Origin of the sequence: Streptomyces pallidus (ex Mingjun et al. 2026) (genome assembly GCF_051550185.1) — a bacterium.
In the GTDB taxonomy this organism is placed as follows: Bacteria; Actinomycetota; Actinomycetes; order Streptomycetales; family Streptomycetaceae; genus Streptomyces.
The window spans coordinates 6,698,709-6,720,429 of record NZ_CP196181.1 but is presented as its reverse complement, the minus strand read 5'-3'; the positions used below and the strand labels follow the sequence as shown (position 1 = coordinate 6,720,429).

Below are 21,721 nucleotides of genomic sequence, written 5' to 3'. Positions count from 1 at the left end.
CGCGCGGCCCGGCGGTCACGGCGGTCACGGCGGTCACGGGGGCGACGCGGCCGACGAGGGGGCTGCCGGCGGCGAGGGGACGACCGGAGCCGGGGTCGGGGCGACCGGGGGCGGAGTGGGGGCCACCGGCGACGGCGGCGGCAGGGTGACCGCCGGTTCCGGCTTGGACGGGGCGGGGGGCGGTTTGCGCGGGGCGGGCGGGGAGGCGGTGTCCGCGGGGCGGCCGGTGTCCTTGGGAGCGGTGGTCCTGGGGGTGTTGCCCTTCGGGGTGGTGATGCCCTTGGGGGTGCCCGTTTCCTCGGGGGTGCCGGGACCGGTGGGCGCACCCGTACGCGTACCCGTGGGGGCGCCGGTCGGGGTGCCCGGGGGCGCGGGGCTCAGGGAGGCCTCCGGCCTGGCGGGGGGCGTCGGGGGCAGCGGCGGGGGCGGGACGGGCCGGTCCCGGTCCTCGGGTCCCTTCGGGACGCCGGGTCCCCGCTCGTACCAGCGTCCGGTGCGCTGGTCGTAGATGGTGACCTCGTTCATGACCTTGCCGGTCGGCTTGACCACGACCACGTCCTGCGGCCGGTACGCCGCCCAGGGCGTCCCCTCCCGCGTCGAGCCCGCCGCCATCGGCACCGGCTCGCCCAGCGGGTTGCCGCAGGCGCAGCGCACCCGGGGCACGCCGCGGCTGTCCACGAGCACGGCGGTGCCGGCCTGGAGCACGGCCTGGTACGGGGTCGGGCGGCCGTCCCGGTAGCCGTGGTTGGTGACCCGGGTGTCGTTGCGCAGGGTCACCGGGGTGAGCGAGCGCAGGTATGCGGGCACGGTCGACGCCTCGATCTGGAGGGCTTCGGCGAAGGCCCGGTTCCTGTCCGGCTGGGCGGACAGCAGCCGGACCTGCTTCTCGATGTCGCAGCTGGCGACGTTCCGGGATCCGCCGTACAGGGTCGGGGACGATCCGGTGACGGCCCGGGCGGTCATCGGCCCCGTGGGGGTGGACCGGGGCGGAGGCGGTGGCGGTGGCGCGGTCGTGGCCGGCGGCGCCGGTTCGGTGACCGTGGACGCGGTGTACGGGTCCTGGCCCTGGGCCGCGGTGGACTCCAGGAAGAGCTCGCCGCCCGCCTGCGGTGAGCCCTGGGGGCGGGTCAGCACGACGGCGAGCGCGACCACGGCCCCCACCGCCACCGCGGCGGTGACCAGCCTGGGCACGGACCGCCACCACGGCCTGGGGGCTTCGCCGCGGCCCTGCGGCGGCGGGGGCGGCTCACTCCCGCCTCCGCCGGAACCGCCCCACGGGCCCCTGCCGCCGCGCCCGCCACCACCGGTCCCGCCCGCTCCGGTACCGCCGGATCCCGCACCGCCGGCCCCCGTTCCCGACGGGGTGTCGATCACGGTCGGCGGACCCTCCCTGCCCCGCGGCTCCGCGAGCGGGCCGGCGGGAGGTCCTGTGGGGCGCTCTGGCGGCGGTGTGCCGGAAGGCTGTGTGGTCACGGGCGTCCCCTGTCCCAGGCGGAGGGGAGGTGGCCCGGTCTCCCCGGGTCCGCGTTCCACGTTCCGCTTCCTCATCAGGAAATAGCCGGATATCAATCACTCCTGCGGACCATTGTGTGCGGCCTCCCGGTGGTGCCCGCAAGCCGGGGCTGCCTACCGTGGCGCTGTGAGCCGTACGTCCCGGGGTCCCCTGCGGACCTGGCGCGACGCCCTCGTCGCGGTCGTGGCGGGGTTCGCGGCGATGGCCGCGGTGTCCGCAGCAGGCCTGGCGTGTGCCGGTGCCGCGGACCTGCCCGGAGGCGCCTTCCCGCACGTGGTGGCGGCCGTGGTGGTGCTGGCGGCGGGCGGCTCCGTCGAGGTGACCGGCGGGGCCGGCTTCCTGGCCGACGCCGACGCGAGCCTGTCCGTGCTCCCCCTCTCGGTGAGCCTGGCCGGAGCGCTCACGGCCGGCTCGCTCTTCCTGCACCCTCTGCACAACCGGGCGGTGGCCCGGCCGCGCGAGCTCCTCGCCCACGCCGTCCCGCTGGTCCTGTTGTGGCTGCTCGCCCTCACCGGTACGGCGCTCCTGGCCCGGCAGACCTTCGCCGTCTCCACCGGGGACTCCCCGATCGGGGACCTCGCCGAGATCTTCGACTCGGCCCCCACGGTCGGTTTCCGGGCCGCCGTGCCCGCGACCCTCTTCTTCGGGCTGCTGTGGATCCTCGGTCTGCTGCTGGTCGCCCTGCTGGTCTCGCGGCGGGCGCCGCTCCCGGCCGGGCTCGTCCGCTTCCACTCGGCGGTGCGGCCCGCCGCCTTCGCCACCGTGGCGCTGCTGCTCGCGTACGTCGCCCTGGGCGTGGTGGTCGGCCTGGTCGTGGCCGCCACGCGCGGCCACCCCGACCGCACGTCCGCCGTGGTGCTGCTCGGCCTGCCGAACCTCGCCTGGCTCGCGCTCACGCTGGGCTTCGGCGGCGCCTGGGACGGCAGGGTCGAGGGGCCGTTCGGCCTGCCCGTGCCGCAGGTGCTGGACGCCGTGCTGCGCGCCTCCGGGTCGGACGCCTCCGTGGACACCTCCACGGTCGACGTGGCCGCGCTCGCCGAGCACCAGGCCTGGGTGTGGTGGCTGGTGCCGGTCGCCGCGGTGATGCTGCTCGCCACGGGGTTCCTGGCCGCGGTGCGCTCCCCCGCGCACGTCCGGCCCTGGCAGCACGCCCTCCACCTGGGCGCCGCCTTCGGGCTCGCCGTCCTGGCGGTGTGCCTGCTGGTGCCGATGCGGGCCCGGTTCGGGATGTCCCTGCTGGGTCTCGGCGAGGTGTCCGGGCTCGGCGGCACCGTGGACCTGCGGGCCGTGCTGTGGCGTACGGTCGGGCTCGCCCTGCTCTGGGGGGCGCTCGCGGGGTTCCTCGGCGGCCTGCTGGCCCGCCCGGTCCACCGCCGCGGCCTCGTCGAACCGCCGCCAACGGCCGCCACGACCCCCTGACCTCCTCCTCGTCCCCCGCCCGCCGCCTCCCGGCCGGTACGCGTGCGGCAGGCACCGGCCGCGCCCGGCGGCTGCCGGTCCCCTGCCGACCCGGGCGGCGTGCGGCCCGTCACCCCCCGTCGTCCGACGGCGGGATGACCCGCGTCGGATCGAGGTCGGGATCCCGGGGGGTCTTCGCCGCGGCCCCTGCCGGTGCGCCGCCGCCCCCGGCCCCGCCTCCGCCCGGGCCGACGCCCGCACCCGCCTGCCTGCCTGCGCCCGCACCCCCTCCCGCGCCCGCGCCCGCGCCCGGGTCGGCGTCCGGGTCCGCTTCGGCGTCCGGGTCGCCGGTGGCCGCGTACGTGGCCAGGCGGCTTCCGTCGCCGTACATCCAGTGCCCGCTGGACCCGTCGTACAGCCAGACGGACTCCCCGTCGACCACCACTCCGGCCCGCAGGCCCTCGGTCCCGCTGCGGAAGCCCTCGCCGTCCAGCCGCCCCGCGGCCAGTTCCTCGACCGCCCGCCGGTAGCGGTCCAGGACGCCCGCGCTGCGCGCGATCAGCGGACGCGGGTCGTCGGTGCGCACCCGCGGCTGCCCGCCGGTCGGCGGCGGCTGCGGTACGGAGACGAGCAGCCGGGCGTCCACCCAGGCCGACCACCCGTTGGCGCAGAGGACCTCTCCCCACTCGCCGCGTCGGGCGAGCAGTTGTACGGGGAGGAAGGCGTCGAGGGAGGCGGTGGGCCGGGACACGTCGGGCGTCTCCCAGGCGGGCAGTCCGTCCCGGGGCACGACGTGGGTGGGCCGGAAGCCGGCGACGGGGGCGTATTCCTCGGGGAAGGAGCTGCTCATGGCACCACCTGCCGCTACTTCCGCATGATGGCGGGCTCGTGGCGGCGCAGCAGCCGCGCGACCAGGACGCCGAACAGCACGGACAGGGCGACCAGCATGCCGAGGTCCAGCAGCCACACGCCGGCGCGGTGCGCGAAGAGCGGGTCGTCGGTGAGGTCGCCGGGGACGAGCGCGCCGAGGTCGATGGTGCCCGCCATGGCTGCCAGGGCCCAGCGGGAGGGGACCAGCCAGGCGAGCTGGCCGATCACCGGGACGCCGTCCAGCCGGAGCAGCGCGCCGCAGAAGACGACCTGGACGATGGCGAGGAGGACCAGCAGCGGCATGGTGACCTCCTCCTTTCGGACCAGGGCGGAGACGAGCAGGCCGAGCATCATCGCGGTGAAGGACAGCAGGGCGACGGCGAGGGTGATCTCGACGAGCGGTGGCATCAGGACGCCTCGGCCGCCGGGCGCGTTGGTGTCCACCCCGTACAGCCCGACGAGCGTGAGGACCACGGCCTGGGCGACGGTGACGGCGCCGAGCACCAGCACCTTGGACATCAGGTACGCGGATCTGGACAGGCCGACGGCCCGTTCGCGCTGGTAGATCACCCGCTCTTTGACGAGTTCGCGCACCGCGTTGGCGGCGCCGGTGAGGACTCCGCCGACGCAGAGGATCAGCAGGGCGTTGATCGCGGTCTCCCCGGTGAGGGAGCTGCCGGCCAGGGCGCGGGCCATGGCGCCCATCACGAACGGCAGCGCGATCATGATGACGAGGAAGGTGCGGTCGGCGCTGAGTGCTGCGGCGTAGCGGCGCATCAGGATGGACAGCTGGGCGCCCCAGCTCTGGGCCTTGGGCGGGGCGGAGGCGAGATCGGCCGGCGGCTCGGCTGTGTGCAGCGCGTCGGCGCCGGGGCGGTGGGCGGGGTTCTGCACGTAGCGCTGGTGATGGGCGGAGGCGCGGTACTCGCCCGCCCAGTCCCGGCCGCGTTGCGTCTCGAACGCCTCGAAGGCTTCGGGCCACTCGCCGAAGCCGAAGAAGGCGAGGGTTTCGCGCGGGGGGCCGTAGTAGGCGATGCGGCCGCCGGGGGCGAGGACGAGGAGCCGGTCGCAGACGTCCAGGCTGAGGACGCTGTGGGTGACGACGATGACGGTGCGGCCGTCGTCGGCGAGGCCGCGCAGCATGTGCATCACGGAGCGGTCCATGCCCGGGTCGAGGCCGGAGGTGGGCTCGTCGAGGAACAGCAGCGAGGGCTTGGTCAGCAGTTCCAGGGCGACGGAGACGCGTTTGCGCTGGCCGCCGGAGAGGCTGTGGATGGGCTGGTCGGCGCGCTGCTGCAGGCCGAGCTCGCCGATGACCTCGTCGACGCGGGCCTGGCGCTCGGACGGGGCGGTGTCCTGCGGGAAGCGCAGTCCGGCGGCGTAGGCGAGGGCGCGGCGGACGGTGAGCTGGGTGTGCAGGATGTCGTCCTGGGGGACGAGGCCGATGCGGCTGCGCAGTTCGGCGTAGTCGCGGTAGAGGTCGCGGCCGTCGTAGAGGACGGTGCCCCGGTCGGCGGGGCGCAGTCCGGTGAGGGCGCCGAGGAGGGTGGACTTGCCGGCGCCGCTGGGTCCGACGACGGCGAGCAGGCAGCGGGCGCCGACGGGGAAGGAGACCTGGTCGAGGAGGGTCTTGCGGCCGCGGTCGACGGCGACGGTGAGGTCCTGGACGTCGAGGGAGACCTCGCCGGTGTCGACGTACTCCTGGAGGCGGTCGCCGACGAGGCAGAGGGCGGTGTGGCCGATGCCGATGATGTCGCCTTCGGCGAGGGGGGCGGCGGTGATGCGGGCGCCGTTGAGGTAGGTGCCGTTGTGGCTGCCGAGGTCGGCGATCTCGTGGGTGCCGTCGGCGTGGGCGCGCAGTTCGGCGTGCCGGCGGGAGACGATCAGGTCCTGGATGACGAGGTCGTTGTCCTGGTCGCGGCCGATGCGCACGACGGCGCGCGGGGGCAGCGGGTGGATGCTGGCGGGTTCGCGGAAGGTGCTGGTGAGGGACGGTTCGGAGACGGAGTCGGGCCGCCGGGTGGTGTCCGCGGGAGCCGGGGACGGGAACGGGGGGACCATGGGCAGGGGTGCCGTGGGCAGGTCGGCCGGCGCGGGTCGGCCGTGGCCGATGATGCGGACGATGCGGACGCTGGGGCCGTCGTGGGGGTTGCCGAAGCGGAGTTCGCTGCCGGCGCCGATCGTCCGCTCGCGGATGCGGTGGCCGTCCGCCCAGGTGCCGTTGGTGCTGTTCTCGTCCTCGACGGTCCAGTGGTCCCCGTCGGTGCGCAGGACCGCGTGGTGCCAGGAGACCCGGGCGTCCTGGAGCCACACGTCGCAGAGGGGGTCGCGGCCCACGTGGTACGTGCGGCCCGGGCGCATCGTGGTGGAGCCCGAGTCGGTCTCCAGGACGAGCTCGGGCGCGGTCGGCACACCGGGGCGCTGGACCATGAGCCGATTGTGGCACGGCCCGAACCTGGCGGCATAACCGCAGGTCAGCGCGGTGTTATGGGTAATGACAACGGTCCCCGTTGCAGCCTTTGCCCATTGCTTCGCAGTGCGCTTCACTTCACGCGTCGGAACCGAACAGACGGGGGACGCCATGGGCGTGCACGACCACGATCACGATCACGGGCCGGGCGGCCCCGACCACAGCCACGGCCACGGCCACGCAGGGCACAGCCACGGCGTGTCCGCGGACGCCGACCGGCGCTGGCTGGCCATCGCGCTCGGTCTGATCGGTGCCTTCATGGCCGTCGAGGTCGTCGTCGGCATCATCGCGCAGTCGCTGGCCCTGATCTCCGACGCCGCCCACATGCTGACGGACGCCGTCTCGATCGTCCTCGCGCTGATCGCGATGCGGCTCGCCGCCCGCCCGGCGCGCGGCGGCTACACCTTCGGCCTCAAGCGCGCGGAGATACTGTCCGCCCAGGCCAACGGGCTCACGCTGCTGCTGCTCGCGCTGTGGCTGGCGTACGAGGCGGTCCAGCGGCTGATCGACCCGCCGCCGGTGGCGGGCGGGCTGGTCCTGGTCACCGCCCTCGCGGGCATCGTCGTGAACGTGGCGGCGGCTTGGTGCATCTCCCGGGCGAACCGCTCCTCGCTCGCCGTCGAGGGGGCCTACCAGCACATCCTGAACGACCTGTTCGCCTTCATCGGTACCGCCGTCGCCGGTCTGATCGTGCTGACCACCGGCTTCGTACAGGCCGACGCGATCGCCACGCTCGTGGTGGTGGTGCTGATGGTGAAGGCGGGCTACGGGCTGGTCCGCGAGTCCGGTCGGATCTTCCTGGAGGCCGCCCCCGCGCACGTGGACCCGGACGCGGTCGGCGACCGGCTGGTCGCGCACCCCCCGGTGACCGAGGTCCACGACCTGCACATCTGGACGATCACCTCGGGCCAGGCGGCGCTCTCGGCGCACGTGCTGGTCGAGCCGGCCGGCGACTGCCACGCCGTGCGCCGGGACCTGGAGCGGCTGCTGGCGAAGGAGTACGCGATCACCCACACCACCCTGCAGGTGGACCACGCCCACGAGGCCCTGCTCACGGTCGGCCGCGCGGGCGAGGTCGCGGCCGACCCGCACTGCGCGGAGTCCCACGGACCGGTGCACCGGGAGGGCCCGCACGACCACTGACACGCCGGCGTACGGACCCGTGACCGGCCGCCCGGCGGGGCATACATCCGGCCATGACGAACAAACGAAGCGCCGGACTGCTCGTCTTCCGCGAGGCGTCCGGACCCGCGGCCCCCGGGGCGGAGACCGGGGTCGAGGTGCTCCTCGGACACATGGGCGGCCCGTACTGGGCGCGCCGGGACGAGGGCGGCTGGGCGATCCCCAAGGGGGAGTACGGGGAGGACGAGGCCCCGCTGGACGCGGCCCGGCGGGAGTTCACCGAGGAGATCGGGCTGCCGCCGCCGGAGGGCCCGTACCTTCCGCTGGGCGAGGCCCGGATGCCCGGTGGGAAGCAGGTGGTGATCTGGGCCGTGCGGGCGGACCTCGACCCGGCGCTGATGGTGCCGGGGACGTTCACCATGGAGTGGCCGCCGCGCTCGGGCCGGGTGGAGGAGTTCCCCGAGCTGGACCAGGTGGCCTGGTTCGACCCGGAGACGGCCCGCGTGAAACTGATCCCCTCCCAAGTCACTTTCCTGGAGCGGCTGTTCACGTTGCTGCAAGGTTGACTTGACCTTGGCTTGCCAACAAACCCCACCCGAGCGGACATTGCACGTATGACGAACGTCGTGCTGGTGGGAACCCTGGACACCAAGGGTGTCGAGTACGGCTGGCTGCGCGAGGGGCTGCGGCGCGCCGGCATCGAAGTGGTCATGGTGGACACGGGCGTCATGGGCGAGCCGCGCGTGCCCGCCGACGTACCGCGCTGCGAGGTGGCCCGGGCGGCGGGGGCGGACCTGGCGGAGTTACGGGCGGCCGCCGACCGGGGCGCGGCCGTGACGACGATGGCCCTCGGTGCGGAGGCGACCCTGTTGCGCCTGCACGCCGAGGGCCGGCTGCACGCGGTGCTCGCCATCGGCGGCAGCGGTGGCACCTCCATCGCCACGCGGGCGATGCGCGCACTGCCGCTGGGCGTGCCGAAGGTGATGGTGTCGTCCATGGCGTCCGGGGACGTCGCCCCGTACGTCGGATCCTCGGACATCACGATGATGTACAGCGTGGTGGACATCGCGGGGCTCAACAGGATCTCCGAGCCGGTCCTGGCGAACGCCGTGGCGGCCGCCGCCGGCATGGCCCGGGCCCACGAGCGGGCCGGCCTGGAGCTGCGCCGACCGGCCCGGCCCGGCTCCGGCTCGCGCCCGCTGGTCGCGGCGAGCATGGCGGGGGTGACCACGACCGGCGTGGACGCGGCCCGGGAGCGGCTGACCGAACTCGGCTACGAGGTCCTGGTCTTCCACGTCAGCGGCACCGGGGGCCGCACCCTGGAGACCCTCGCCGGGCAGGGCGTCTTCGCGGGCGTCCTCGACCTCACGCTCAGCGAGATCGCGGACGACCTGTGCGGCGGCATCCTGACCGCCGGCCCCGACCGGCTCACCGCGGCCGGCCGGGCCGGGGTCCCCCAGGTGGTCGGCCTCGGGGCGCTGGACATGGTCAAGTTCGGGCCGCTGGACTCACTGCCCGAGCGGGCGCGCTACCGGCGGGTCCGGGTGCACAACCCGTCCATCACCGTGATCCGCACGACCGAGGCGGAGTGCGCGGAGCTCGGCCGCCGGATCGCGGCGAAGCTCCGTACGGCCGTCGGGCCGACCGAGGTCTGCGTCCCGCTCCAGGGCCTGTCCACGCTCGGCGCGCCGGGCGGCCCCTACCACGACCCGGCCGCGGACCGGGCCCTGTTCTCGGCGCTGCGGGAGGGGCTGCGGGGCAGCGCGGCCGCCGTCCGCGACTACGACACCCACATCAACGACCCGGCCTTCGGGCGGGCGGCCGCCGACCGGCTGCACGCCGTCATCAGGGCGGAGCGGGCCGCGGCCTGAGTCCCCGGCCGGATTGGGAACCGGCCGCAGCGGAAACCGTGTCCCCGGGGGTGGCCGATCGCGCCGCCGCCGGGCCCCGGGCCCGGCGGAACGGGCGGACAGGGGGCGGACGATGACGAACGGCTGGACGGTGCCCGGGTACGTGCACGTCCGGGAACTCGGATCCGGCGCCAGCGGACGGGTGGTCCTCGCCGTCCACGGAGCGACCGGCACGCCGGTGGCGGTGAAGTACCTCTCCGACGGGCTGCGCCGGGACCCGGCGTTCGTCGCCGAGTTCCGCGGGGAGGCGCGGCTGCTCGGCGGACTGGACTCACCGTACGTGGTCCGGCTGTACGAGTACGTGGAGGCGCCCGGCGGCGCCGCCATCGTGATGGAGCTCGTCGACGGGATCTCGCTGCGCGCCGTGCTCAAGCAGTCCGGGCGGGCCGATCCCGAGGCCGCCCTCGTCGTACTCAAGGGCTCGCTGCTGGGTCTGGCGGCGGCGCACCGGGCGGGCGTCGTCCACCGCGACTACAAGCCGGAGAACGTGCTGGTCGCGGCGGACGGCCTGTCCAATCTGGTGGACTTCGGGATCGCGGTGCGCCGCGACACCACGCCCGGCGTCGCGGGCACCCCGGCGTACATGGCGCCCGAGCAGTGGCAGGGCCGGCCGGCCACGCCCGCGGCCGACGTGTACGCGGCGACGGCCACCTTCTTCGAGTGCCTGACGGGGCGCAAGCCGTTCCCAGGGCAGAACCTCGCGGAGCTCGCCGTCCAGCACGTGGAGGCGCCCGTACCGGAGGACGAGGCCCCCGAGCCGGTCCGCCCGCTGATCCGGCGGGGCATGGCCAAGGCGCCGGAGCAGCGCCCGGAGAACGCGGAGGCGTTCGTCACGGAGCTGGAGCGGGCGGCGCTGGCCGGGTACGGGCCGGACTGGGAGGAGCGCGGCCAGCGCAAGCTGGTGGCGCTGGCGGCCTTGTTACCCCTGCTGTTCCCGTCGGCGGGCGGCGCGGCCTCCGGGACCACGGCGGTGGCGACGACCTCGCTGGGGCGGGGCTCCGGCTGGGCGCCGGGACGGCGGGGCACCATCGCGGCGGGTGCGGCACTGGTGCTGGGGGTGGTGGCCGGGCTGACGGCGAGCGCCTCGGGTGGAGAGCCGGGCGGTGCCCGTGCGGCCGACTCGTTCGCCACGTCGAGCCCCGCCCCCTCCGGCACCGCGAGCCGGAGCCCCTCGCCCTCCCCGTCCCCGTCGCCCTCCCCGTCCCCTTCCCCGTCTCCCTCAGCGTCGGCCTCGGCCTCGGCGTCGGCGTCGGCGTCGGCGTCGGCGTCGGCGTCCGCAGCCGCATCGCCCTCGCCGACGCGTACCACGCGACCCGGGGCGAGTCCGAGCCGCTCGGTGACGGTGCCGCCGCGGACCACTCCCCCGCAGCAGCCGCCGACCACGCCGCCCACCCCGACCCCCGCGCCGGTCGTGTACGCGGTCGGGGTGGACCTGACGCAGACCGGCGACGAGACCGGGGCGGCGGAGATCACGATCAAGGCCGGCGGTTCGGGCACGGTGAAGGTCACCGTGCAGTGGTTCACCGGCGGCGACGACGACCCGTTCTCCGAGCCCGACGGCACCACGCGGTACGACTACACCGTGGGCGCGGGGACACTGACGGCCATGGCGGCCGCGGCACCCGTGACGCACGACTTCAAGGGCGGCGGCTGTGCCTGGGGCGTCCGGGTCACGACGTCCCCCGCGGCCGGCGGGGGCCCGGCGACCGACAGCCTGCTGCTCAGGAGGTGCAATCCCGCGTGAGCGACGACGAGTACAGCGCAACCGTCCTCGGCAGCCACTGGATCAGCGGGCCGCCGCCACCGCAGGACGCCGCCCCGGACCGGGTCGAGGGCTCGGTGATGCGGTTCGGGCCGGGCGTGACCGCGGCCGTGCCCGCCCCCTTCCCGGTGGTGGTCCCGCCGCGGCGGCGCCGCCGCGAATGGCGCCGCTACACCCTCGCCGGCGCCGTGCTGCTCGCCGTGCTGGCGTACCTGGCCTGGCAGCGGTTCGGGCCGGGACTGGAGGTACGGGGGCTGGCGGTGGGCACCTCCACGGGCGAGAACCCGGGCTGCGGTGCCACCGCCGACGTGGTGGCCGTCGTACGGACCAACGGGCGCCCCGGGACGGTCGCGTACCGCTGGGTCCGCAGCGACGGAACCCACTCGGACCAGCTCACCGAACAGGTGCCGAAGGGCCGCGACGAGGCCCGCCTCCACCTGCTGTGGACCTTCCGCGGCCAGGGCACCTACCCGGCCGCGGCCGAGATCCAGCTCCTCTCCCCCACCCGCCGCACGGCCACGACCCACTTCACCTACCACTGCCCCCGCTGAGGCCGTCCGGGGGCAGGTGGATGACGGCGCGGCCTGCGGTCAGGTCGGCAGCAGCGCCAGCCCCGGCAGGGTCATGAAGACGACGAAGCCCATGGCAGGACCGTAGCCGACCCGCTCGCGCCGCCCGAGGGGTGGGCCTGCGGCGGGGGCCCGGCGGTCAGAAGCGGGCGTGGGCGGTGATGTCGGCCTCGAACTCGCCGGTCATGGCCGGGGTGACGGTGGGCCGGCACTGCGCGACCGCCGCCAGGTAGTCCTCGGTGGTGGCGCCCGGCCGGTCCCCCGCCGCACGGTGCGCGCCGACTGCCTCCAGGTCCCGTTCGAAGGAGACCTGCGCCGCGATGCGCGCCGCGTGCTCGATGTCCGCCGGGGTGAACAGCTCGGTGGCGCCCACCAGGGCGGCCACGTCCACGTCCGCGCGCTCCGCCGTGTACCGGGACCAGATCGCGGCGCGCGCGGCGGCGTCCGGGGTGCCGATCGGGATGAGGTAGTCGAAGCGGCCGGGCCGCAGGAACGCCGGGTCCAGCGAGCGGACGGAGTTGGTGGCGCACACCAGCAGCCGCTCGTCGCCCTCCCGGAATCCGGGTATCAGCTTGAGCAGTTCGTTGGTGACCCCGTGGATGCCGCCGGGGTGCGCGGGCTCGGTGCGCACGGGGGCGATCTCCTCGACCTCGTCGATGAAGACGAGGACCCGCTCCAGCTCGGCGATCCGGGCGAAGGCGTCGCGCAGCGCGGCGGCGAGGTTGCCCTCGTCGGCGAGCCGGGAGGGCAGCAGTTCCACGAAGGGCCAGCCGAGGCGGGAGGCGATGGCCCGGGCGAAGGTGGTCTTGCCGGTGCCGGGCGGGCCGAAGAGTGCGATGGCGCGCGGCGGCCGCACGCCGTGCGCGGCGGCCCGCTCGGGCTCGGCGAGCGGGAGGACGACGCGCCGCTCGATGAGGTCCTTCTCCCGTTCCATGCCGGCGACCCCGGCCCACAGGCCGCTGGGCAGGAAGCGGCCGCCGAGGTCGGCGAGGAGACCGGCGGCGGGCCCGTGGAGCGGTTCGCTCTTCTCGAAGTAGGCGACCGCGGGCTGCCGGGTGTAGCCGGCGTTGAGCAGCCCCTCCCCGAGCAGGTCCTCCTCAGGCAGGACGTATGCGATGCGGCCGACCCGGGCCGCGACGAGCCTGCGCTCCAGCTCGACGAGGAGCGCGCTGGCCAGTCCCCGGCCGCGCCAGCCGGCGGCGATCGCGATCCGCATGACCCAGGCCCGTTCGCCGGTGACGCTGGCGAGCGCGGCCCCGATGGGGACGCCCTGGTGGACGGCGACGACGCAGGGCTGCCGGTCGGTCAGGGCGCCGATGCACTCGGCGAGCGAGAAGACGGACTCCTGGCCGAGTTCTGCCGTGCTGTCGATCAGGTGGACGACCGCGGCGAGATCGCTCTCGCGGTAGTCGTGGATGAGCCAGTGCACCCGGTACCGCCCCTCGTTGCCTTGTCGTTGCTGGGGTGAGGCTAGGTGCGGGCGGGGCGCCGGCTCTCGCTCCGCAGTGCACAACAGCGGGTCGGGAAACCGTCCGTGTCGTCCATAGACTGGTGCTTTCCGCCCGAGGTGCCCAGCGAGGATCCGATCCGTTTCATGACTTCCGACATCACCGCAGGCCGACGGCGGACCCTCGTGTGGCTGGTACCGGTCCTGTGGACCCTGGGCCTCGGCCTGTGGGGGTTGTCCCGGCAGGACAGCGTGTGGCGCGACGAGGCGGCGACGTGGCAGGTGGCGGCCGGGCGCTCGGCGGGCGAGATCTGGGCGATGCTCGGCAACGTCGATGCCGTGCACGGCCTGTACTACCTGCTGATGCACGGCCTCTTCGAGGTGTTCGGGGCGGGCACGACGACGCTTCGGCTGCCCTCGGTGCTGGCGATCGCGGGCGCCGCGGCGTGCACGGCGCTGATCGGCCGGCGGCTGGCCGGGTCCTGGGCGGGGCTGGGCGGCGGTCTGGCGCTGCCGCTGCTGCCGGCGGTGCAGTTCTACCTCCAGGAGGGCCGTCCGTACGCGCTGGTCGCTGCGGGAGTGGGGGTGTCGACGCTGCTGCTCGTGTCCCTCGTGCCGGACGGCGGGAGCGTGGCCGGCGGGGCGGGCGGGACGGCCGGCCCGGGCTCTCCCGGGGGGCCCGGGGGGCGGGTCTGGCCGCGCTGGACCGCGTACGGGCTGACCGTGCTGGTGTGCGCGTTGCTGAACTGGCTGTCGCTGCTGGTCCTGCCCGCGCATGCCGCGACGCTCTGGTGGGCGGGCGCGGGCCGTGGTGTGGTGGGGCGCTGGGCGGCCGCCGCGGCCGGTGCGGTGGCGGGGGCGCTGCCGCTGGTCCTGTTCAGCCGGAGCCAGTCCGACCAGGTCTCGTGGATACCGCCGCTGACCTGGCACATGATGATCGGCCCGGCCATCCTGCTGGCCGTCGGCGGCCTGGGGGCGTGGCTGGACCGGCCGCGGGCGGGCCGGCTGTCGCTGGCGGCGGTGGGTCTGCCGCTGCTGGCGGTGCCGCAGCTGGCGCTGATCGGGATCTCGCTGGCCCAGCCGCTGTTCCTGGACCGGTACGTGCTGTTCAGCATGGTCGGCCTCGCGCTGCTGATCGGAGCCGCGCTGGGCGCCGCCGTACGGGCCGCTGCGCCGCGCTTCCCCCGGGCGGCGCGGCTGCTGGTGCCGGCCGTGGTCGGGATCGCGGTGGTGGCGATGCTGCCGGTGGAGCTGGGCAAGCGGGCCCCGGGGAGCCGCGTCGACGACGTGCTGGCGGTGGCCGGCGAGGTGGCCCGGCTGAAGCGGCCGGGGGACGCGGTGCTGTTCGTTCCGGCGGCCCGCCGGGACACGGCGCTGGTCTCCCCGGGCGCCTTCGCGGGGCTGTCGGACCTGGCCCTGGAGCGGGGCCCGGTCGCTTCGGCGACGCTCAAGGGCGAGGAGGCGGAGCCGGCGCGGATCAGGGCGGATCTGCTCCGCCAGCCCCGGGTGCTGCTGGTCACGGACTCGGCGAAGGTGGCCAAGCCGTCGGGGGCGGCGCGGGACGCGGCGAAGGCCGCGGTGCTGAAGGAGCACTTCAGGGTGGTGGAGGACCGGCAGGTCCGGGGCCGCCGGGTGACGGTGTACGAGCGCCGCTAGCGCCGGGCCGCGGGCCCGGCGACGTCGATCCCGGACCGCGGGCCACCGGGATTCACAGCAGATTCATATGGAATAACGGGCTCCGGTCATAGTTTCGACGGGGAGGCTCGGGACATGATCCAGCGCATGCCCCTCCGACCGGCCCGCCGCTCCGCCGCCCGCCGGACCTCCCGGACGCTTGCGGCGCTGGCCGCGATGGCCGTCCTGCTCAGCCTGAACATGCCGGACGCGGGTGCGGTCCCACCGCTGGGCGTGACGGCGGGGGCGATACCCGACGCGACGGCGGACCGGGTCGGCCCGCTGTTCGCCGGCGGCCTCGGCGGGGGCCACTTCTGCACCGCGGCCGTGGTCCGCAGCGACGGCCGCGACGTGATCGCCACGGCCGCGCACTGCGTGGGCGACCCGCAGAACACGTTCTTCGCACCGGGCTACCGCGACGGCAGGGCCCCGCACGGGCTGTGGCGGCTCACCGGCGCGTTCGTGGCACCGGACTGGACGGACGGCCAGGACCCGGACGCCGACCTGGCCTTCGCCACGGTGGTCCCGGTCGAAGGCGGCCAGGGCCCGTACGTCGAGGACGCGGTGGGCGGGTTCCCCGTTGCCGCCGAACAGCCGGGCGACGCGGCGGTGACGATCGTCGGCTACCCGAGCACCGAGGACGCCCCGCTGCGCTGCGCGAACACCACCGCCCTGTACTCCGGGACCCAGCGCCGCATCGACTGCCCCGACCTCAGCAGCGGCACGAGCGGCAGCCCGTGGCTGGTGGCCGGGGCCGTGGCCGGGGTGCTCGGCGGCCACGAGGGCGGGGGCACCGACCCGGACGTCTCGTACAGCGCGGTGATGGGCGACCGGGCGGTGGAGCTGTACCGCGAGGCGGCCGGCGAGGACTGAGCCACGGGCGGCCGACTCGCGGGCGCCCTGACGCCGGGGCTACTCCGGGATGCCCTCCGGTACCCATGCCGGGGCGCCGGCCCGCCGGTCGGCCGGGATCTGCGCGCGGTGCCCGACCGGGACCTCCTCCGGGAGCTCGGCGGCGGGCGCGAACCAGGTCGGCTCGTCGTCCAGGGCCCGACGGACGCGGTCCAGGCCGAACCGGTCCAGCGGGGGCAGGGCGTCGGGCGCGAACCAGGCCACCTCCAGCGACTCGTCGTCGTTGGCCCGCGCCTCACCGCCGATCGCCCGGCAGCGGAAGGTGATGTCCTGGAACTGGCAGACGTCGCCGTTGGGGTAGGTGATCGGCTGCAGCATCTCGACCATCACCACGCGCTCCGGAACGCACCGCACGGCCGTTTCCTCGTAGACCTCGCGCACGACGGTGTCGGCGGGCTGCTCGCCCGGTTCCGCGATCCCGCCGACCACCGCCCACCTGCCGCTGTCGGAGCGCCGCCCGAGCAACACGTGACCGCGGTCGTCGACGACGACCGCGGTCACGGCGGGCAGCAGGAGCAGCCGGTTCCCGGCATGGGCCCGGATTTCGCGGATGAACTCAGGAGTGGTCATGCCCCGACCATACGAGGCCGACCCCGCCGCACCGCTCAGGCGGCGCTGCGGCGGGCACGGATCCGGAGCGCGAGGACCCAGCCGAAACCGCCGGCGGCCAGCGCGAGCAGCACGTACTCGGGCAGCGGGCCGAGGCGGGTGGCGGGGGTCTCGGTGGAGCGCAGCGGGATCCCGGCGACGAGCGCGTCCGCGGTGAACATCTCGGTCTGCTGCACGACCTTGCCGTCGGGGCGGATGACGGCGCTGACGCCGCTGGTGACGGGCACGAGGACGGTGCGGCTGTGCTCGACGGCGCGGACCCGGTCCATGGCGAGCTGCTGGTAGGTCATCTGGGTCCGGCCGAAGGTGGCGTTGTTGCTCGGTACGGCGATCACCTGGGCGCCCGCGCGGACGGTGGAGCGGACGGCGTCGTCGAAGGCCGCCTCGTAGCAGGTGACCATGCCGACGCCGCTGCCCGCCATGTCGAAGACGCCCGGCTCCTTGCCGGGGCCGAAGTCGCGCTGCACCCGGTCCACGTCGGCGCTGAAGAGCCGGACGAAGGACCGCATCGGGATGCGCTCTCCGAAGGGCTGGATCTTGCGCTTGTCGTAGGTGTCCGTGGGGCCCTTGACCGGGTCCCACTGGATCATCGTGTTGCGCAGCGGCCCGGTCTCCGGGGCCAGTACGGAGCCGATGGCGACGGGCACGCCGACGGCCTTGACCGCTTCGTCGATGACCCGGTACGCGTCGGGCTGGGTGAACGGGTCGATGTCGGAGGAGTTCTCCGGCCAGACCACGAAGTCGGGCCGGGGGACGCGGCCGGCCCGGACGTCCTCGGCGAGCTGCACCGTGCGCTTGACGTGGTTGTCGAGGACGGCCCGGCGCTGGGCGTTGAAGTCGAAGCCGGCGCGCGGCACGTTGCCCTGGACGACGGCGGCGACGGCGGTGCCGTCCTCGGCCGCGTCGGAGACCAGCGGACGGGCGGCCAGCGCCGTACCGACGGGGGCGGCAACGGCGAGGGCGGCCAGGGCGGCGACGCTGCGGCGGGGCTGGTGGCGGGCGGCGCGCACGGCCCCGTACAGCCCGAAACCGCACAGGGCGACGCCGAAGGACAGCAGCGGGGTGCCGCCGAGTGCGGCGAGGGGGAGGAAGAACCCGTCGGCCTGCCCGAAGGCGAGCTTGCCCCACGGGAAGCCGCCGAAGGGGGCGCGGGCGCGCAGCGCCTCGCCGGCGGTCCACACGGCGGCGCCCCACAGCGGCCAGGCGGGGAGCCGGGTGACGAGGGAGACACCGAGGGTGGTGAGGCCGATGAGGAGGGCTTCGAGGGTGGCCAGGGCGAGCCACGGGACCGGGCCGACGCCCTCGCTGGTCCACACGAGCAGCGGCAGCAGGAAGCCCAGCCCGTGCAGGACGCCCAGGCCGAAGCCGGCGCGGGCGCGGCGGCCGTGGAGGCAGCCGGCGAGCACGGCGAGGGCGACGGGGGCCAGCCACCACAGGGGGCGGGGCGGGAAGCTGAGGTAGAGCAACACGCCGGAGGCGGCGGCGAGGGCCGCGCGGACGGCAGCGGCGCTCTTCCCCCGGGGCGCCCGGGCGGACGGGGTCGCGGCGGCTTCGGCTCCGGCGGCGGGTTCCGCTCCGGTGGCGCGGGGCTCTTCGGTGACACTGCTGCTCATCTGGCGGAGTGTACGTGGCCGGTCCGGGAGGGCCCGCACGCGCCGGTCCGGCGGCGGGCCCGCGGGGGCGGTCGGCCGGGGCGGCTCAGCCGGCCAGGGCACGCAGATGGGCGCGGATGACACGGACCGCGTTCTCGGCGTCGTCGACGGTGACCGTGAACAGCTTGCCGTCCCCGAGGTGGAGGGCGAGGCCCTCGCCGCGGCGGACGATGATGGCGGTGCCCTTGTCGGGGCGCCAGCGGTGGCCCCAGCCGCCCCACTGGTGCGGGGTGACGTGGGCCACGTACTCGGCGGAGACCACCTCGGCGAGCGGGACCCTGCGGCGGGGCAGCCCGATGTGGCCGCAGCGCACCTCCAGTGCCTCGGCGTCGACGGTGACGGTGACCTCCACGAAGGCGAGGGTGCCGTAGAGGATCAGGACGCCGACGGCCAGGCAGCCGATCACCGACATCAGCAGGGGCACGATGCCGGAGCTCCAGGGGGAGTCGACGGCGAGCTCGATGCCGAGGGCCAGGGCGGCCGCGCCGGCCGCGGCCAGCACCCACTGCACGCGGTTGGTTGCCCGGCCCGTCCACAGCGGACCTGAAGGGTGACCCGTCATGAGTAGCAGCGTACTCACGTTCCGCATGTGCGCCACCGCCTCGCGCCGGCGGCCGGCCCGAGGGGCCCGATCGCCGGGCCGGCCGCTCTGCCCCGCACCTGTCCGCGCGCGGCGCGGGCAAACCCGGACGGGCGGCGGGCCGGCGGCGTTCCGCGCCGTACGCGCGCGGGGCGGCGGGCAGCCCGGCCCGGCCGCGGGCGGCGACCGCACGGGTGAGGGCCTCGGCATCGAGCAGGGCGGTGCGGGCGCCCTGGCCCAGGTTGGGGGTCATGGCGTGGGCGGCGTCGCCGACCAGGACCGGGGTCATGCCGAAGAACCGGCCCGCGCCCCCGGTCTCGCCGTGGACGCCGGTCTCGACGCCGGCGGTGCCGATCCAGGCGACGGTGCCGAGGGGCGCACGGAGCTGCGGGTGCCGAAGCGGGCGGTGCGGACGGCGCTGCGGATGCCGTCGGCGTTCGATGACGAGGTCGGCGAAGGTGCCTGCCGGGTCGGTCAGCCGCCGTCCGTACGCGATCGGGGTGCCGCCGAGCCGGTCGAGCGCGTCGAGAAGGGCGTCGAGCAGGTGCGGGCGGGAGACGAGCGGCTCGGGGCGGCCCGCTCTGCGTTCGATCCGGTCGAGCGGGAGGGCGGCGAACACGGTCCCGTCGGGCCGGCTGATCCGCGCGTCGCGGTACGGGACCGCGCGCCCGCAGGGCCCCGCCGAGGCCGAGCCGGTCGATGGCGCCTGGGCGGTGGGGGGATACCGAAGGCGGTTCCGTGGCGTTCCGGTGCGGTGCGCCGTTCCAGCACGGTCACGGTCCGGCCGGCGCGGCGGAGCCCGATCGCGGTGGCGAGCCCGCCGACACCGGCTCCGACGACGACGGCGGTGCCGGGGGTCCCCGGATTGGCGGTGGCGGAGCGCTGCGCGGAGCGGTACCGGGCCGTGGCGGCCGCCCCGGCCGGCCCGGGCCCGGGCCCGACCGACCGGGCCCGGGCCGGCGGCCCTGCTCGCGGGGCTGCTGCGCGACGCGGCCGGGGCGGGGCGGCCGCGCGTCCCGGCCTGTCTGGAGTTGCAGACGGAGGCGGCGCGGCGGCCGTGGCTGGCCGCACTGCTGGACCCGATCGGTGCGGCGGACTTCGCGGCGCACCGCCGGCTGCTCGGCGCGGCCGGGCTCCCGGACGGGCCCGCGCAGGCCCGCACCCTCACGCTCGCCCGGCACGGTGCGGTCTGGCACCTGCTGACCGGGGCGCCGGACACGTTGGCCGCGGCCCGGCTCGACGACCTGGACGCCTTCGCGGGGGACGTGCTGGCCGGCGTACGACCCGGCCCATCAGGGGAGGAAAGCTGACGTGACCGACCAGTTCAGCCCGAACGACCGCAACGACCAGATCGACCGAAAGGACCCGGACAGTCGAAACCGCCGAAACAACCGTATAGATGGGGTGGACCGGACGGAGCGGACGGACCGGGCCGTCGGTGCCGTACTCGGCTCGGCCGTGGGCGACGCCCTGGGTGCGCCCTACGAGTTCGGGCCCGCGGGGGAACTGAGCGCGCGCGGCGCGGAGATGCGCGGGGGCGGCGGCTGGGAGCCGGGCGAGGCCACGGACGACACGCAGATGGCCGTACTCGTCGGCGAATCGCTGCTGGAGCACGGCGGCCTCGAACTCCCCGACGTCTTCGACCGGTTCCGGCGCTGGGCGGCAGCCGGGCCGAAGGACATCGGGCTCCAGACCGAGGCCGTGCTGACCGGCGGCGACCCGTGGGACCTGGCCGCGGCGCTGCACTTCCAGGTGAACGCGCGGGCAGCCGGCAACGGTTCCCTGATGCGGGCGTCGACGTCCGCGGTGTACTTCGCCGCCGGGGGGCGGGAGGCGACGATGGCCGTGGCCCGGCGGATCGCGGCGCTCACCCACGGCGACCCGGCGGCCTGGGAGGGCACGGCCGTCCTGCACGAGCTCGTACGGGTCGGACTGGCCGGCGGCGATCCGCTGGACGGCGTTCCCGAGGCGCTCGCGGCGGTGGACCCGGAGCAGCGCGAGCGGTACGCGCGCGTCCTCGCCCCGGACTGGCACCCGGGCCTGGCCACCGAGTTCAACGGTGCGGTGTGGCCCTGCCTGGGCTCGGCGGTGTGGGCGGTGCGGACCACCACCGGCTTCACGCAGGCCGTGCGGGCCGCGGTGGACCTGGGCGGGGACACCGACACGGTCGCGGCGGTCACGGGCACGCTGGCCGGCGTCCGCTACGGCCGGGCGGCGATCCCGGTGGAGTGGACGGCCCCTCTGCACGTACCGCTGCCCGGCTTCGGGGACCGCGTCCTGGACGCGGAGGACCTGTGCACCCTGGCCCTCCGACTGGCGGCGGGGCCGGCTGGGCGGTAGCGCCGAAGGGGGCGCGGCGGCCACACCGGCGGCCGGGCGGTGACGCCGGGGGCGGTCAGCGCCCGACGGCGGCGCCCTGCCCGGCCAGCAGCTGGCCCTCGGCGTAGCCGAGCGCGGCGGCGGGCAGGGCGCCCTCGTCGCCGCTGAGCAGCACGGTCAGCCCTCCGGTGGCGGGCAGGGCGGGCTCCGGGGCGGCGCCGATGCGGCGCAGCGCCTGGAGGGCGACGGCTTCGGCGGAACCGTGGTAGGTCGGCTCGACCCCGCCTGTCCGGGCGGCGAGGGCGGCCCGGATGGGCGCCTCGACGAGCTCGTAGTGGGTGCAGCCGAGGACGACGTCGGTGACGTCGGCCGGGGTCAGTTCGGCGGCGGCCGCGACGGCGTCGGCGATGGCCGCCTCGTCCGCCGCCTCGACGGCGTCGGCCAGCCCCGGGCAGGGGACCTCGGTGACGCGCGCCCCGGAGGCGAAGTCGCGGATGAGCCCGCGCTGGTAGGGGCTGCCGGTGGTGGCGGGGGTGGCCCAGATCGCCACCCGACCCCCGGCGGCCGCGGCGGGCTTGATCGCCGGCACGGTGCCGATCACCGGGATGGCGGGCTCCAGCTCCGCCCGGATCGTGGGCAGGGCGTGGACGGTGGCGGTGTTGCAGGCGATGATCAGCGCCTCCGGGCGGAGCGCGGCGGCGGCACGGGCGACACCGAGCGCACGCCCGGTGAGGTCCTCGGGGGTACGCGGACCCCAGGGCATGCCGACGGGGTCGGAGGACAGGACCAGGTCGACGTCGGGCCGCAGCCGCCGCATCGCGGCGGCAGCCGCGAGGAGGCCGATTCCGGAGTCCATGAGCGCGATCATCACCCGGTCACCTTAATCGACCCGCCCCCTCCGCCACCGCCGACGA

At 75.8% G+C, this 21,721-nt stretch carries 17 protein-coding genes and 2 pseudogenes; 10 read left to right on the top strand and 9 right to left on the bottom strand.

Annotated features, from left to right (window positions below):
* Positions 1-33 precede the first annotated feature (33 nt).
* Complete coding sequence (locus tag ACSHWO_RS29940; RefSeq protein ID WP_438316706.1) at positions 34-1,191, bottom strand: DUF6777 domain-containing protein; 1,158 nt, start codon at positions 1,189-1,191, stop codon at positions 34-36.
* A gap of 448 nt (positions 1,192-1,639) precedes the next feature.
* On the opposite strand from ACSHWO_RS29940, the gene ACSHWO_RS29935 reads away from it, so the two are divergent.
* Positions 1,640-2,932, top strand: coding sequence for a streptophobe family protein (locus ACSHWO_RS29935; RefSeq protein ID WP_385834924.1), 1,293 nt, complete (start codon positions 1,640-1,642; stop codon positions 2,930-2,932).
* A 109-nt stretch (positions 2,933-3,041) separates the two neighbouring features.
* Here ACSHWO_RS29935 and ACSHWO_RS29930 read toward each other — a convergent pair whose 3' ends face one another.
* Positions 3,042-3,761 carry a hypothetical protein gene (locus ACSHWO_RS29930; protein WP_438316703.1) on the bottom strand — a complete coding sequence of 240 codons (720 nt, stop codon included), beginning with the start codon at positions 3,759-3,761 and terminating at the stop codon, positions 3,042-3,044.
* Positions 3,762-3,775: 14 nt separating this feature from the next.
* The gene (locus ACSHWO_RS29925; RefSeq protein ID WP_438316700.1) at positions 3,776-6,211 is read right to left on the bottom strand and encodes an FHA domain-containing protein; all 2,436 of its coding nucleotides are present in this window, start codon (positions 6,209-6,211) and stop codon (positions 3,776-3,778) included.
* Positions 6,212-6,362: 151 nt separating this feature from the next.
* Here ACSHWO_RS29925 and ACSHWO_RS29920 point away from each other — a divergent pair, with 151 nt between their 5' ends.
* From ACSHWO_RS29920 to ACSHWO_RS29900, 5 genes are all read left to right on the top strand, one after another.
* Complete coding sequence (locus ACSHWO_RS29920) at positions 6,363-7,394, top strand: cation diffusion facilitator family transporter (RefSeq protein WP_438316697.1); 1,032 nt, start codon at positions 6,363-6,365, stop codon at positions 7,392-7,394.
* 53 nt (positions 7,395-7,447) lie between these two features.
* Positions 7,448-7,939: an NUDIX domain-containing protein gene (locus tag ACSHWO_RS29915; protein ID WP_438316694.1), complete on the top strand. Its 492-nt coding sequence runs from the start codon at positions 7,448-7,450 to the stop codon at positions 7,937-7,939.
* Positions 7,940-7,987: 48 nt separating this feature from the next.
* The gene (locus ACSHWO_RS29910; protein ID WP_361090051.1) at positions 7,988-9,244 is read left to right on the top strand and encodes a Tm-1-like ATP-binding domain-containing protein; all 1,257 of its coding nucleotides are present in this window, start codon (positions 7,988-7,990) and stop codon (positions 9,242-9,244) included.
* 112 nt (positions 9,245-9,356) lie between these two features.
* On the top strand, positions 9,357-11,027 hold the full coding sequence (locus tag ACSHWO_RS29905) for a protein kinase domain-containing protein (protein ID WP_438316690.1): 1,671 nt from the start codon (positions 9,357-9,359) through the stop codon (positions 11,025-11,027).
* The gene (locus ACSHWO_RS29900; RefSeq protein ID WP_438316686.1) at positions 11,024-11,596 is read left to right on the top strand and encodes a hypothetical protein; all 573 of its coding nucleotides are present in this window, start codon (positions 11,024-11,026) and stop codon (positions 11,594-11,596) included. The genes ACSHWO_RS29905 and ACSHWO_RS29900 overlap by 4 nt, the downstream gene beginning before the upstream one ends.
* A gap of 157 nt (positions 11,597-11,753) precedes the next feature.
* On the opposite strand, the gene ACSHWO_RS29895 is transcribed toward ACSHWO_RS29900, so the two are convergent.
* The gene (locus ACSHWO_RS29895) at positions 11,754-13,043 is read right to left on the bottom strand and encodes an ATP-binding protein (RefSeq protein WP_361090042.1); all 1,290 of its coding nucleotides are present in this window, start codon (positions 13,041-13,043) and stop codon (positions 11,754-11,756) included.
* Positions 13,044-13,208: 165 nt separating this feature from the next.
* Between ACSHWO_RS29895 and ACSHWO_RS29890 the strand changes: the two genes are divergently transcribed.
* Together ACSHWO_RS29890 and ACSHWO_RS29885 are read left to right on the top strand one after the other, a co-directional pair.
* Complete coding sequence (locus tag ACSHWO_RS29890; RefSeq protein WP_438316683.1) at positions 13,209-14,717, top strand: glycosyltransferase family 39 protein; 1,509 nt, start codon at positions 13,209-13,211, stop codon at positions 14,715-14,717.
* Between the two features lie 126 nt (positions 14,718-14,843).
* Entirely contained in the window at positions 14,844-15,608 is a 765-nt protein-coding gene (locus tag ACSHWO_RS29885; protein ID WP_438316680.1) for a trypsin-like serine peptidase, read from the top strand.
* 144 nt (positions 15,609-15,752) lie between these two features.
* Here ACSHWO_RS29885 and ACSHWO_RS29880 read toward each other — a convergent pair.
* The 4 genes and pseudogenes from ACSHWO_RS29880 to ACSHWO_RS29865 form a co-directional block, all read right to left on the bottom strand.
* Positions 15,753-16,217 (bottom strand): annotated as a pseudogene (locus ACSHWO_RS29880) (NUDIX hydrolase); the annotation flags it as partial.
* Between the two features lie 35 nt (positions 16,218-16,252).
* Complete coding sequence (gene lnt, locus ACSHWO_RS29875; protein WP_438316677.1) at positions 16,253-17,869, bottom strand: apolipoprotein N-acyltransferase; 1,617 nt, start codon at positions 17,867-17,869, stop codon at positions 16,253-16,255.
* Between the two features lie 85 nt (positions 17,870-17,954).
* On the bottom strand, positions 17,955-18,470 hold the full coding sequence (locus tag ACSHWO_RS29870) for a hypothetical protein (RefSeq protein WP_385812161.1): 516 nt from the start codon (positions 18,468-18,470) through the stop codon (positions 17,955-17,957).
* A 127-nt stretch (positions 18,471-18,597) separates the two neighbouring features.
* Positions 18,598-19,292: pseudogene (locus ACSHWO_RS29865) on the bottom strand (FAD-dependent oxidoreductase); the annotation flags it as partial.
* On the opposite strand from ACSHWO_RS29865, the gene ACSHWO_RS29860 reads away from it, so the two are divergent.
* Both ACSHWO_RS29860 and ACSHWO_RS29855 read left to right on the top strand, forming a co-directional pair.
* Positions 19,202-19,798 carry a hypothetical protein gene (locus ACSHWO_RS29860; RefSeq protein WP_438316674.1) on the top strand — a complete coding sequence of 199 codons (597 nt, stop codon included), beginning with the start codon at positions 19,202-19,204 and terminating at the stop codon, positions 19,796-19,798. The pseudogene ACSHWO_RS29865 and the gene ACSHWO_RS29860 overlap by 91 nt on opposite strands.
* A 94-nt stretch (positions 19,799-19,892) precedes the next feature.
* Positions 19,893-20,828 (top strand): ADP-ribosylglycohydrolase family protein, encoded by a 936-nt coding sequence (locus tag ACSHWO_RS29855; protein ID WP_438319309.1) that lies wholly within the window; start codon positions 19,893-19,895, stop codon positions 20,826-20,828.
* A 55-nt stretch (positions 20,829-20,883) separates the two neighbouring features.
* Here ACSHWO_RS29855 and ACSHWO_RS29850 read toward each other — a convergent pair whose 3' ends face one another.
* Positions 20,884-21,678 (bottom strand): glutamate racemase, encoded by a 795-nt coding sequence (locus ACSHWO_RS29850; RefSeq protein ID WP_361090027.1) that lies wholly within the window; start codon positions 21,676-21,678, stop codon positions 20,884-20,886.
* Between the last annotated feature and the right edge of the window lie 43 nt (positions 21,679-21,721).